Genomic DNA, 12,574 nt, shown 5'->3' on the forward strand with positions numbered 1-12,574 from the left:
TCATCATCCTTTCAGTAAAGAGTGGAATGGCACTTCTTCATCTGCTTTCGAATGAAGCTGAGCGACATTTCCTTGAATTATTATCGTCTGTTCAGGTGTTGTGAAATCGACTTGCCCATTAAAGCCGATATAGCCGATCAAGCCTTGTGCTGGTAATAGCCCTTTCACGACATCGATTGCATGAAGGGTAGGGCTTAACGTACCTGTTGTAACATTGGCAAGTTGTTGCACTGAATTTTCCGTACTATAGCGTTCAATTGACGGTGCATCATTCGTAACGGAAATATTTCCGTCTCTTACTTGCATGTAGTTTGATTGTGACGTACCGATTACTGTGCAATCATCAAATTCGACATAGTACATATATGGTGCAGCGTGCTCAATGCGCATTTTTCGATAAAGAGAAAGGGCGTCACCTGTAAATTGTGCGCGATAACGTTCATTTTCATCTTTTTCGACATTTTGCAATGTGTAGGCTGACTGTTCAGGTGTTGGTGTTGTAAACAGCTGTTCAATCAATTGATTAATGTTTGGCTCTACTTGCTCTGCTTCAATATTTGTATGGAAAACAGCGATTTCATCTGTTAAATGATCAAAAATAACGAGTGTATCGTAAACGTGAAACTGCAGTTCAGGCAATGGCTTTTGCAATGCATGAATATAGCCAATCCCGCCACCAGTAAACGGATATTCCGTATGTGACGAAATGCGCGGCATCGCTTGTTTTAAGAGTTGGATCAGTTCGCCTTCATATGTGTAGGCTTTTTTTGAATGATGCGTATGATCTAAGAGCTGATCATCTGTCCCGACATATGTTTTGCGGGGATTGACCCCGATGAACGAATAGCGTCCATTGCCATCATATTTAGAGGAACTTTCCAATAAAAACTTCCGATCACCTTGCAATCGCTGGAAAATAGAAATCGGTGTCAGTAAATCCCCATTTACTTTTTTCATTGATGTACGAAAATGTTGCTGAACTACCATTTGAAACACTCCTTTTTTGAAATAAACTACGCCTTTACGATTCGGATTATTTAGCAATCTTGTAATTAAAGTTCGCTGAATAAAAAAAATCGCCCTCAGCAAAAGAATTAACTTTTGCTGAGGACGATCTGCACCGCGTTGCCACCTCGTTTGAAGCATGCCAAAAAAGCCATGCCTCCACTTAAACCTGATAACGGCAGGGTACCGTCCACCGACTAGCGCCAGCAGCTTTCATAAGGCCCATTCACATTTACCTTTTGACGTATTTTCACCATCCATACGCTCTCTGGACAAAACAATAAATGCTACTCTTCTTATTCAACAATTTACTCAACTAAGCTCAACTAAACGAAAACGGTGGTCGCGCTCCCGCAACCTGCTACCGTAAATAACAATTTAATATGCTTTATTCTAACACTGAAAAATGAAATGTCAAACAATTCTAAAATGTTTTCGCTAAATAAAAAAACCAGCTGGCGTTCAAAAACCAGCTGGTGAAACAATCGATACTAGATTAATTTTTTGAAATTCAATCGTTTATTTAAAGTGTACATAATCGGTGCTCCAACCGCCAATACAACAAATTCGCCAAATGCTACAAACAGCCAAGTTTCCCAGAACGGGAAGCCGAGAACAATATTCAGCTGTGCTGCAATGATAAACATTGTAAACGTAAATAGCGTTGTATTAATGATCAGACGAGCCCAAATATTTTTCACAAACTTACAAATGAATATGAAAATTCCCAGTGTAATAATCGTATGTCCCACACCGAATATTAAGTCAATTGGACCGATTGAAGACAGCAGGAAATTGGAAATAAATACACCTAAAACAACACCTAACATATAGCGCGGGTTAAAAGCGACTAAATGGTTAAAAATTTCGGCAATACGGAACTGTACTTGCCCAAAGCTAATTGGTGCAACAAGCATTGTGACAGCAATATACAATGCTGCAATAATGGCACTCGCTGCAATAAACTTTACTTTCATATGAAATTCCTCCTAGTTTTTTAACGTGGGATGGTTACGAACCACGCAAAGCAACTGCAATCATAGCAATATTGAAAATAAAAGTAAAGATTTATAGGTCTTTTTTTTCAATAATTGTTCAAAAAATTTACAAAGAGTAAAAAGTTCAACAAACCCCGCCGCATAGCGGTTTGAAGTGTAGCAAGTAAAATTTAAAATAAGGCGCATTACCTAGAATAAATTCAGAAGATTCTAAATGTTATTGACTATCTAAATATGACGCGGTAATATTATTTCAACACACTTCATCCAAATGAAGTTCGGCGCTTTAAACCGATAAAGTAAACTAGGGGGAAATAAGATGAGAAAAAACTTAATGAAGCTGTCCTTTTTATTATTCGGGCTTCTTTTATTATTAGCTGCTTGTGGCGCGGAAGAGAGCGAGACATCTTCGAATGAGACAACAAATGGCGAGGCTGTAGATACAGCTAATGCAGATAGTGAAAAAACATTTAAAATCGGGACAACACAAATTGTTGAGCATCCATCATTAGATGCAGCAAAAGAAGGATTTAAAAAAGCAATTGAAGATGCAGGTATTAAAGCAGAATACGTAGATAAATCAGCAAACAACGATAACAGTGCGAACATGACAATCGCCCAGCAGTTAGTCGGGGATAATGTAGATCTGATTTTCGCGAACTCAACACCTTCAGCACAGGCGGCAAAAAGCGCAACATCTGATATTCCGGTTATCTTCACATCGGTAACGGATGCAGTAGGTGCAGAATTGATCGAGTCAATGGCAACACCTGGTTCTAACGTAACAGGTACGATTGATTTACATCCGGAAACAATGCCGAAAACAGTTGCTTTCCTAAAAGAATTAGGGGCAAAAAATGTAGGGATGGTATTTAACGCTGGTGAGCAAAACTCAGTTGCACAAATTGCGGCAGTAAAAGAAATTGCAGCAAAAGAAGGCGTAACGATTGTGGAAGCAGCGGTATCTGCTTCATCTGAAGTACGCCAGGCAGCAGAATCATTAGTAGGAAAAGTAGATGCATTTTATATTATTACAGATAATACGGTCGTATCTGCACTTGAATCTGTAATCGAAGTAGCAGATGCAAACAAATTACCGCTAGTTGTTGGTGAGCTTGATTCAGTAGAGCGAGGCGGTTTAGCAGCATACGGTTTTGAGTACTACGATATCGGCTATGAAGCAGGGCAAATGGCGGCACAAATTTTATTAGAAGGCAAATCACCTTCAGAAGTTCCAGCTGCATACCCGGCAAACTTAAAATTAGTAATCAATAAAGCAACTGCAGAAAATTTAGGCTTGGAAATTAAGCCTGAATGGGAAGCCGAAGTACAATAATTCACTTTATCAAAAAAAGCAAGTCAGCCTAAACAGGTATAAATGTTTGGGCTGATTTGCTTAAAACTTTTAAAAAAGTCAGGAGATGATTCGAGATGTTTACAGCTATGTTTGGGTCAGTGGAGCAAGGGATCATCTATGCAATTATGGCGCTTGGGGTTTATTTAACATTCCGCGTGCTGGATTTTCCGGATTTAACGGTTGATGGAAGCTTTGTAACGGGTGCAGGGACGGCAGCGATGATGATCGTACTTGGTTATAATCCGTTGCTTGCCACATTGGTTGCAACAGTTGCTGGATTTATTGCTGGATGCATGACAGGAATTTTACACACTAAAGGGAAAATTAATCCACTACTTGCAGGGATTTTAATGATGATTGCCCTCTATTCGATCAATCTTCGAATTATGGGGTTAAGCTCAGATACCGGTGTAACACGACCAAATATTCCATTATTAAATTCGGAAACAGTTTTTTCGACGTTCGGAGCTTTCTGGTCGAATTTAGGCATTGATTCCGCGATTACAAACCTATTGAAATCAATGGGCTTAGCTTCTGTTCCAACAACTTGGGGAATTTTAATTTTAATGGTTGTTGTCACGGCGGTTATTAAACTAGTAGTAGACTGGTTCTTAAAAACGGAAATCGGTCTGGCAATCCGTGCAACAGGTGACAATAAACGAATGATTCGCAGCTTTTCGGCAAATACCGATTCACTCGTCATTTTAGGGCTGGGAATTTCGAATGGTATGGTGGCATTATCGGGTGCCTTGATTGCCCAATATACAAAGTTTGCCGATGTCGGACTGGGAATTGGTATGATCGTTGTCGGATTGGCGTCTGTAATTATCGGTGAAGCGATTTTCGGAACAAAGTCGATTGTTCGTGTCACATTTGCAGTTATTGCCGGGGCAATAATTTACCGAATGATTTACGCATTGGCTTTACGTGTGAAATGGCTTGACTCAGGTGATATGAAATTAATTACGGCGGTTATCGTTATTCTAGCGCTAGTAATCCCGCAAATCGTAGGGAAATATAAAGAGAAAAAGAGAAAAGCAAAACGTTTGGAAGAGCGTCTCGCATTACAGCAGGCAGAAGTAGATATTGAGCAGGGAGGGAAGAGCCTTGCTTAAATTAGATGGCATTAATAAAGTGTTTAACGAAGGAACACCCGATGAGAAAATTGCGCTGGACAATATTAACTTGCATTTGGCACCTGGTGACTTCGTTACAATTATCGGAAGTAACGGTGCCGGTAAATCGACAATGATGAATATGATTTCCGGAGCGTTAACACCCGACTTTGGCTCTGTCGAAATTAACGGCAATAATTTAACCCGTTTGCCGGAGTATAAGCGTGCTGTCCATATCGGCCGTGTTTTCCAAGATCCAATGGCAGGGACAGCACCAACGATGACGATTGAAGAAAACTTGGCGATCGCCTACTCGCGCAACATGAAGCGTTCATTGCGTTTTGGTGTTGATAAAAAGCGTCGAGAGTTTTTCAAAACGTCATTGGAAAAGCTGCATTTGAATTTGGAAAATCGTTTATCGGCTAAAGTCGGGCTATTATCGGGTGGGGAACGCCAGGCATTAAGTTTATTAATGGCGACATTTACGAAGCCTTCAATTTTGCTGCTTGATGAACATACAGCAGCACTCGACCCATCACGCGCAGAACTTATTACAAAGCTGACAAAAGAGCTTGTCGAGGAAAGCCAGCTGACAACACTGATGGTCACGCATAATATGCAGCAGGCGCTCGATTTGGGGAATCGCCTCATCATGATGGATAAAGGTCAGATTATTCTGGAAGTCGGCGAAGACCGCAAACAGGACTTGACGATTCCGGATTTAATGCACGAATTCGAACAAATCCGCGGCGAAAAAATGAACTCAGACCGCGCGCTGTTAGGGTAATTGAAAAGTTCCGGACAGATATCGAACTTCTTTTAATGAGTAAGCATGAGTAAGCATCAGTTTGAATTAAAACTTGATTAATTGATTGGAGAGAAGGGGCGACTCCTGGGGGATAAGCGTGACGCCTGAGACTAGGAACAAAAGCTAAAAGAACGCCACGTCCTGTGGCAACGCTTTTGTGACCAACAACATCGTGTTGGCCTCACGCCCCCGGAAAGCGCCCCCATAACGAAAATCAATTTTTAGAAGCAAAAGACTCAATTTTCTCTTGGAGAAAATTGAGTCTTTAAATTTTTTAACAATATTATCTACACAAGCAACGCAAACAATGTACTGTCGTTATTTACTTCCTTATACTCGAAGCCGTTTGCACGCATACGTTCAATTAATCCTGCGTGGTCTTCGCGATGTGCAAGCTCTATGCCGACCAATGCCGGTCCGCTTTCTTTGTTGTTTTTCTTCGTATACTCAAATGTTGTAATATCATCATTCGGACCAAGAACTTCCGTTAAAAATTGGCGTAATGCTCCTGAACGCTGCGGGAAACTTACGATGAAATAGTGAAGCAGCCCTTCATAGATGAGTGAGCGTTCTTTAATTTCCTGCATACGCCCGATATCGTTATTTCCTCCAGAGATAATGATGACAACCGATTTTCCGCGAATTTGCTCTGCGTAAAAGTCAAGTGCTGCAACCGACAATGCTCCAGCAGGCTCGGCAATAATAGCGTGTTTATTATATAAATCTAAAATAGTCGTACATACTTTGCCTTCCGGAACGGCGATAATATCATCCAAATAATGACGGCATACTTCATATGTATCATGCCCAACACATTTTACAGCAGCGCCATCAACGAATTTATCGATCGTGTCCAGTGAAACCACTGCTCCGTTTTGGAAAGCAGATTTCATACTTGCCGCCCCTGCAGGCTCTACACCGATAACTTTACTCGAAGGGGACAAGTTTTTAATGTAAGAAGAGACGCCTGACATTAATCCGCCACCGCCAATACTGCCAAATATATAATCGATCGGCTCTTCGATGTCGTTCATAATTTCTACCGCCACTGTTCCTTGGCCAGCCATTACATCTGCATCATCGAATGGATGGATGAAAATGCGGTTTTCCTGTTCACAATAGGCAAGCGCGCTTTCTGCAGAGTCGTCAAATGTATCGCCTGCCAGCACAATTTCCACAAAGCTTCTTCCAAACATCCGCACTTGATCGATCTTTTGTTTCGGTGTTGTTTTCGGCATGAAGATTGTTGCTTTAATTTCCAGCTTCGCACATGCGTAGGCAACGCCTTGTGCATGATTGCCTGCACTTGCACAGACGACACCTGAAGCACGAGCCTCAGTTTCAATTTTTTTAATTTTATAGTAGGCACCACGTAATTTAAATGAGCGAACATGCTGCAAATCTTCACGCTTGAAGTAAATTTTTGCCCCATATTTTTCTGATAAATATTCGTTTAATTGCAGGGGTGTATGTACAACAACATCTTTTAAAAAATGATGTGCGATTAATACGTTTTCGACTGCAATCGTATTCGGTTGAGTAACTCCCATTTCCATGTAACCTCCGTCATCTGATTAAAGATTATATTATTCTATCATAAATTTATGTCGTAATGGCTTAAAAATTCTGTAAATTATGAAAATTCATCAATATGCCATAATGAAAGCGGTTTAATAGAGAAATTAGGCAAGGATTCATACAAAAATCCCTTCAAATTGAAACGCCAACTAAATTCCTTGGAAGAGCATATCGTAGAACAGAACAGAACAGAACAGAACAGAACAGAACAGGAAAAGCTTATGTTTAAATCACCTCTCATGTTTATTTGAAAAGTAACAGGGAAAAATAAATTATTGTGGCAGGACAATTTTGCGGATAGGAAAAACTTATTGGCAACGTCCAAAATCATATAATCAGGAGGAATAGGGATGACTAAAACAGCGATTATTACAGGTGGAGGTAGCGGGTTAGGACAGGCAACAGCCATCCGTATGGCTCAGGAAGGTATTAATATTGCAGTAGTGGATGTCAGTGAAAAAGGCGGAAACGAAACAGTTGAACAAGTAAAAACACATGGCGTAGACGCTATTTTCATTAAAGCGGATGTTTCAAAAGCAGAAGAAGTAAAAAACTATGTGGATCAAACACTGAAGCATTTTGGTTCGATCGATTACTTCTTTAACAATGCAGGGATTTCCGGAAGCGGTAAATTCTATTTAGATACTACCATCGAGGAAATTGAACAAATTGTCGGCATTAATTTGCTTGGGGCACTTTATGGTGTACGCTATGTAGCAGAAGTAATGCTTCAAAACGGTGGCGGTTCTATTGTGAACACAGCATCAAGTGCCGGTGTAATTGGACAGGATTCCGTTGTTACATATTCAGCAACGAAACACGGAATTGTCGGCTTAACAAGAAGTATGGTAGCGGAATACGCAAAAGACGGGCTACGCGTTAATGCCATCGCACCAGGGCCGACTGAAACACCAATGGTAAAAGCCTTTTATGAAGCAAATCCGCAAATGAAGGAAAATGCTACTGGTGGAATCCCTCAAAAACGCTTAGGTACACCAGAGGAAGTAGCAGAGCTTGTAACCTTCCTGCTAACTTCAAAAGCAGAGTATATTAACGGGGAAGTTATTCGAATCGATGGCGGCTTCACAAGCACGAAGTAAATAGTAAAAAGGGCTGCCCGGAACGTCAGTAGAGAATCTGACTTTCCGGCAGCCCTTTCTTTTTTAATTAAAATAAAAGATGCGCAATTGCTGCGATAATTGGAATTGAAATGATTGTACGGATTAAGAAAATCATGAATAGATCCCAAAGCTTTAATGGAAGCTTTGTACCTAAAATCAGTCCGCCGACTTCCGACATGTAGATTAACTGTGTAACCGATACTGTTGCGATGAAGAAACGTGTCATTTCTGATTCAATACCAGCACCTAAAATAGAAGGTAACAGCATGTCCGCAAAACCAACGATCATCGTTTGTGCAGCTTCACCGGCTTCAGGAATTTGCAGAAGCGCCAAAATCGGCTCGAATGGCATCCCTAGAATACGGAAGAAGCTTGTAAACTCGGCTAAAACTAATGCGATTGTGGCGAACGCCATAATAATAGGAGTTACCGCAAACCACATTTCCAATACATTAATAAAACCGTTTTTGATCATTTTTCCTAAATTACGGTTAGAATCAGCTTTCGATAAAGCATTATGCAACCCATAAGAGAATACATTATATCCATCTTGTACATCTTCACGGTTTGCAGGAACTTGTGAACCATCAATTAAAGTATCCGCCTTTTGTTTTAACGGGTAAATACGTGGCATAATGAATGCTAAAATTAATCCGCAAATAATGACAGAAGCATAAAACTCGATAAAGTAGTCGCCAATGCCAATTGTTTCAACTACGACTAAACAGAATGTGATCGATACGACCGAGAAAGTTGTTGCGATTGTTGCAGCTTCACGGCCTGTATAATTTTTTTCTTCATACTGCTTGCTTGTAAGCAATACGCCGATTGTACCATCGCCAACCCAAGAAGCTAGACAGTCAATGGCAGAACGTCCTGGAATCTTGAATAGGGGACGCATAATTTTCACCATCATTGAACCGAAGAACTCGAGTAAACCGAAGTCTGTTAATAACGGCAGTAATAACCCTGCGAATAAGAACAATACGAACATGAATGTTACAAGACCAGTTGCCGGGTCGATTAACACACCTGTCGTGACTTCACTCGTTAAGCTTTCAGGACCGACTTGGAAAATAAACATACTTGCAAAAATTACTGCGAGCACACGCATAATTGTCCAGAACCAATTCACACGGAATAGTGAATCAACTAGCGTACGTTCTCCTTTTTGCGGAATAAATTGCATTACGACAGAGCCTACCGCCGCAACAATAAACACGATGAGAGCGAACCAATGAATGAACGGCTCTACTTTACCTGCCAAAAAGTTCGCAAGGATCGCAATCGGTACTTTTATGCCGTCTTCTGTACCAATCGGTGTAATAAATAGGAATACACCAAGTGCAGAAAGGGCAATAAACAGAAACCAAGTATAAGAAGAAAATTTTGTTTTCATATATGATAACCTCTTTGATTGTTAGTTTGAATATTTATACACTATAAAACGTGAATATTCATTTGTCTACTGTTTTACATAAAGATTAATATTTCTGAAAACTATATTGATTAAAAAATGAATATAATTAGGCGAACGAAAGGTTTAGACGTACTAAACATCATAATTTTGAAGAAATAAGCTAAAATTGAACCGAATAAAAATACAAAAGATGAATAATAGAAAAAAGACGCCTGCAAATGAAAAAAATATGCAAACGTCCTTTTTATTATAAATATACATTAATCATTAAATGTTACAGTATAAAACTTTTCATAATTTAACCAGTTATCTAATGAGACATCGCCGGAATCTACTCGTTTTTCTGCGTCCTGCATCATCCAGGCAGTTTGAGAAGCATGTGCTTTCAATGCTTTTAACTTATCTGCTTTGACGGATTGGATTTCGATTGTCACATCCGGCTCACCATTTTTCTCAACTGTGTCATTCGCAAACGCACAAGCTAAAATACGAGGGCGGTACTGTTTATCGATGCGACGTACCGCTTCGACGACAGCGCGTCCAGTTGCTTCATGATCGGGATGGACAGCGAAGCCAGGTAAAAATGTGAAGATTAATGATGGATTCAGCTCGACAATTAAATCATTTACGAGCTTGATCATTTTTTCATCATCTTCAAATTCAACTGTTTTATCACGTAAACCCATCATACGCAAATCCCCGATACCCATTGCCTCACATGCTTGCATCAGCTCTTTTCGGCGAATTTCCGGCAATGATTCGCGCGTTGCAAATGGAGGATTTCCTAAGTTTCGTCCCATTTCGCCTAATGTTAAACAAGCATATGTAACAGGAACTCCCATGTTGTGGAATAAGCGTAATGTACCTGCAACTGAAAAGGCTTCATCATCCGGGTGCGGATAAACGACTAAAACGTGACGTTCTTCTTGTAATGTCATATAAGCAACCTCCTTAATAAGCAAATGGCGTTTCGCTGATTTCTAATGCAACCGCCAGCTTTCCAGTATTATCTAAACCGGCCATTAGTAATCGGCCCTGATCGTCCAGTTCAAAATGTGTAATTCCTTGCGCGTACACCCAGCCATGCGGCATTTTAAGTCCGACACGGTGCGGTGCGTCTCCTACAACTTTTCCTAATTCATAGCGTATTTGTACATTGCGGATAAATGCGCCTGCATTGAAAAAGCCTTCATTGTAATGTGTTGCATAAGAGCCGTTTGTAGTTTCTAGATGAATAAAAACGTCTTTGTTCGCAAAAGAATTAATTAACTCCTGGAGCTCGTTAGTATTTACTTCCTTCATCACTCTTATTAACTCCTTTCGAATCTTTCTATTAATAGTATAGTCAAATATATTCGACTGTGAAACGAAAAAGTCACACAAGAAACGAGTTCTTGTGTGACGCAGTTGATTTTATGCATGTAGATAGTTTTGAATTGTTGTAACCGTAACTTCAGGTGCACCGAAACGTGGTTTTGCCCCATGCATTACTGGTCCAACATGTTCATTTAAAGCCCAACCGTGTTTAATCGCCGCTGAAACGAATTCTTTCGCCTCAATAACCGATTCCTCAACAGTAAGACCATTTGCTAAGTTTGCACAAATACTCGCTGCAAAAGTACAGCCTGCCCCATGATTATAAGTAGAAGAAACTTTTTCTGTTTCTAATAATTTAAATTCTACTCCATTATAGAACAAATCAACGGCTTTATCATGTACTAAGGCTTTTCCACCTTTAATTACAACATTTTTCGCGCCAAGCTCATGGATTTTCACAGCGGCAGCTTGCATTTGCTCGATTGTTTTCGGCGTTGTTGTCCCTGCAAGTTGTCCTGCTTCGAAAAGATTAGGTGTGACAACTGTTGCGTGGGGTAATAAATATTGAATCATTGCTGTCGTATTGCCAGGGTTCAATACTTCATCTTCGCCTTTGCAGACCATAACAGGATCGATAACAATTTTATCTGTACCGGAAGCCTGGATCGCTTTTGAGGCCATTTGAATAATTTCTTCAGTTGAAAGCATGCCTGTCTTAATGGCATCGACACCTGTTGAAAGGGCTGTATCGATTTGCTTTTGCAATAATTCTGTCGGTAGCGGTGTTACTGTGTGGCTCCAAGTTTTCGGGTCCATTGTTACGACTACAGTCAATGCGACCATTCCGTATGTGCCATGTTCCTGGAAGGCTTTTAAATCGGCCTGCATTCCTGCGCCTGCAGAAGTATCAGAACCAGCAATTGTTAAAGTTTTTTTAAGTGTCATATAGCATATCTCCTTATAGTGAATATTCGAATTATAATTAGGTTAAGTATAACTCCTATCTGACTATATAAAAATAGTCAGAAAACGAAAAAACTATAATGCCAGAAGAACTACTTGAACTTCTGCAGCAAATACAATAGCGTTTAAAATGAGGTGGAAATTATGATGGAACAGTTAACAAATAGTTGGAAAGATTTATTGTCTCGAGAAGAAGAGCAGCCGTATTATAAATTTCTCGAAACATTTTTAGAAAGACAATACATGGAACAAACAGTGTATCCGAAGAAGGAGAATATTTTCAATGCCCTCCAGTTAACGGATTACGATAATGTAAAAGTAGTCATTTTAGGCCAAGACCCGTATCATGGTCCGAATCAGGCACATGGATTAAGTTTTTCGGTTGAAAAAGGGCAAAAATTACCACCCAGTCTTAAAAATATGATGAAGGAACTGCAACAGGACATTGGCTGCGAAATACCTGAGCATGGAGACTTAACATCGTGGGCAAAGCAGGGTGTATTATTATTGAACACCGTTTTAACTGTACAAGCAGGCAAAGCCAATTCTCATAAAGGGCAAGGTTGGGAACATTTTACGAATGCTGTTATTGAACTTCTCGCGAAACGTGAGCAGCCTATTGTATTTTTATTATGGGGAAAACCGGCGCAAAGTAAACGAATGTTAATTGAACAAATTTCAAGTAACCATATTATTCTGCAATCGCCACATCCGAGTCCACTAAGCGCACACCGAGGATTTTTCGGAAGCAGACCGTATTCAAAAGCAAACGAAGCGCTTTTATCATTGGGACAACAGCCGATTGACTGGTGCTTAACGAAGAAATGGGGAAACAGCTAAACTTTTGCCCAAAAGCATGGTAAAGTATTGATAGAAAGAGAGGGAACGGCAA

General features: G+C 40.1%; 12 protein-coding genes, 1 riboswitch and 1 other annotated feature. Of the genes, 5 read left to right on the forward strand and 7 right to left on the reverse strand.

The features are described 5' to 3' along the window. Nucleotides 1–3: 3 nt before the first annotated feature. A complete protein-coding gene (locus MHH44_RS03365; protein WP_340797806.1) occupies nucleotides 4–987 on the reverse strand; it encodes a metal ABC transporter ATP-binding protein in 984 nt (327 codons plus the stop codon). Nucleotides 988–1,103: 116 nt separating this feature from the next. Then, nucleotides 1,104–1,318 (reverse strand) — a binding site (T-box leader). Between the two features lie 178 nt (nucleotides 1,319–1,496). Further along, nucleotides 1,497–1,982, reverse strand: a complete 486-nt coding sequence (locus tag MHH44_RS03370) for a QueT transporter family protein (protein ID WP_008404583.1) — start codon at nucleotides 1,980–1,982, stop codon at nucleotides 1,497–1,499. A 6-nt stretch (nucleotides 1,983–1,988) separates the two neighbouring features. Further along, nucleotides 1,989–2,033, reverse strand: a riboswitch (PreQ1 riboswitch). 289 nt (nucleotides 2,034–2,322) lie between these two features. Here MHH44_RS03370 and MHH44_RS03375 point away from each other — a divergent pair. The 3 genes from MHH44_RS03375 (at nucleotide 2,323) to MHH44_RS03385 (ending at nucleotide 5,262) form a co-directional block, all read left to right on the forward strand. Beyond that, nucleotides 2,323–3,339 (forward strand): ABC transporter substrate-binding protein, encoded by a 1,017-nt coding sequence (locus MHH44_RS03375; protein WP_340797807.1) that lies wholly within the window; start codon nucleotides 2,323–2,325, stop codon nucleotides 3,337–3,339. Nucleotides 3,340–3,434: 95 nt separating this feature from the next. Next, nucleotides 3,435–4,475: an ABC transporter permease gene (locus MHH44_RS03380; RefSeq protein ID WP_008404577.1), complete on the forward strand. Its 1,041-nt coding sequence runs from the start codon at nucleotides 3,435–3,437 to the stop codon at nucleotides 4,473–4,475. Continuing rightward, the gene (locus MHH44_RS03385; RefSeq protein WP_340797808.1) at nucleotides 4,468–5,262 is read left to right on the forward strand and encodes an ABC transporter ATP-binding protein; all 795 of its coding nucleotides are present in this window, start codon (nucleotides 4,468–4,470) and stop codon (nucleotides 5,260–5,262) included. Before MHH44_RS03380 ends, MHH44_RS03385 begins: the two co-directional genes overlap by 8 nt. Nucleotides 5,263–5,570: 308 nt before the next feature. On the opposite strand, the gene ilvA is transcribed toward MHH44_RS03385, so the two are convergent. Continuing rightward, the gene (gene ilvA / locus MHH44_RS03390; protein WP_340797809.1) at nucleotides 5,571–6,839 is read right to left on the reverse strand and encodes a threonine ammonia-lyase IlvA; all 1,269 of its coding nucleotides are present in this window, start codon (nucleotides 6,837–6,839) and stop codon (nucleotides 5,571–5,573) included. 372 nt (nucleotides 6,840–7,211) lie between these two features. Between ilvA and MHH44_RS03395 the strand changes: the two genes are divergently transcribed. Further along, a complete protein-coding gene (locus MHH44_RS03395) occupies nucleotides 7,212–7,961 on the forward strand; it encodes an SDR family NAD(P)-dependent oxidoreductase (RefSeq protein ID WP_008404573.1) in 750 nt (249 codons plus the stop codon). 67 nt (nucleotides 7,962–8,028) lie between these two features. Here MHH44_RS03395 and MHH44_RS03400 read toward each other — a convergent pair whose 3' ends face one another. The 4 genes from MHH44_RS03400 to thiD form a co-directional block, all read right to left on the reverse strand. Continuing rightward, a complete protein-coding gene (locus MHH44_RS03400) occupies nucleotides 8,029–9,381 on the reverse strand; it encodes a YjiH family protein (protein ID WP_340797810.1) in 1,353 nt (450 codons plus the stop codon). 281 nt (nucleotides 9,382–9,662) lie between these two features. Beyond that, nucleotides 9,663–10,340, reverse strand: a complete 678-nt coding sequence (gene bshB2, locus MHH44_RS03405) for a bacillithiol biosynthesis deacetylase BshB2 (RefSeq protein WP_340797811.1) — start codon at nucleotides 10,338–10,340, stop codon at nucleotides 9,663–9,665. 13 nt (nucleotides 10,341–10,353) lie between these two features. Next, the gene (locus MHH44_RS03410) at nucleotides 10,354–10,704 is read right to left on the reverse strand and encodes a YojF family protein (protein WP_008404569.1); all 351 of its coding nucleotides are present in this window, start codon (nucleotides 10,702–10,704) and stop codon (nucleotides 10,354–10,356) included. A 111-nt stretch (nucleotides 10,705–10,815) separates the two neighbouring features. Next, nucleotides 10,816–11,664, reverse strand: coding sequence for a bifunctional hydroxymethylpyrimidine kinase/phosphomethylpyrimidine kinase (gene thiD / locus MHH44_RS03415; RefSeq protein WP_340797812.1), 849 nt, complete (start codon nucleotides 11,662–11,664; stop codon nucleotides 10,816–10,818). A 162-nt stretch (nucleotides 11,665–11,826) separates the two neighbouring features. Here thiD and MHH44_RS03420 point away from each other — a divergent pair, with 162 nt between their 5' ends. Then, complete coding sequence (locus tag MHH44_RS03420; RefSeq protein WP_340797813.1) at nucleotides 11,827–12,522, forward strand: uracil-DNA glycosylase; 696 nt, start codon at nucleotides 11,827–11,829, stop codon at nucleotides 12,520–12,522. Nucleotides 12,523–12,574 lie beyond the last annotated feature (52 nt).

It is taken from the genome of Solibacillus sp. FSL K6-1126 (assembly GCF_038003445.1).
GTDB lineage: Bacteria > Bacillota > Bacilli > Bacillales_A > Planococcaceae > Solibacillus > Solibacillus silvestris.

Coding starts and splice junctions, on each gene's coding strand:
- MHH44_RS03370 (WP_008404583.1), bottom strand. CDS start 1,982: ATGAAAGTAAAGTTTATTGCAGCGAGTGCCATTATTGCAGCATTGTAT.
- thiD (WP_340797812.1), bottom strand. CDS start 11,664: ATGACACTTAAAAAAACTTTAACAATTGCTGGTTCTGATACTTCTGCA.
- bshB2 (WP_340797811.1), bottom strand. CDS start 10,340: ATGACATTACAAGAAGAACGTCACGTTTTAGTCGTTTATCCGCACCCG.
- MHH44_RS03395 (WP_008404573.1), top strand. CDS start 7,212: ATGACTAAAACAGCGATTATTACAGGTGGAGGTAGCGGGTTAGGACAG.
- MHH44_RS03420 (WP_340797813.1), top strand. CDS start 11,827: ATGATGGAACAGTTAACAAATAGTTGGAAAGATTTATTGTCTCGAGAA.
- MHH44_RS03400 (WP_340797810.1), bottom strand. CDS start 9,381: ATGAAAACAAAATTTTCTTCTTATACTTGGTTTCTGTTTATTGCCCTT.
- MHH44_RS03410 (WP_008404569.1), bottom strand. CDS start 10,704: ATGAAGGAAGTAAATACTAACGAGCTCCAGGAGTTAATTAATTCTTTT.
- MHH44_RS03365 (WP_340797806.1), bottom strand. CDS start 987: ATGGTAGTTCAGCAACATTTTCGTACATCAATGAAAAAAGTAAATGGG.
- ilvA (WP_340797809.1), bottom strand. CDS start 6,839: ATGGAAATGGGAGTTACTCAACCGAATACGATTGCAGTCGAAAACGTA.
- MHH44_RS03375 (WP_340797807.1), top strand. CDS start 2,323: ATGAGAAAAAACTTAATGAAGCTGTCCTTTTTATTATTCGGGCTTCTT.
- MHH44_RS03380 (WP_008404577.1), top strand. CDS start 3,435: ATGTTTACAGCTATGTTTGGGTCAGTGGAGCAAGGGATCATCTATGCA.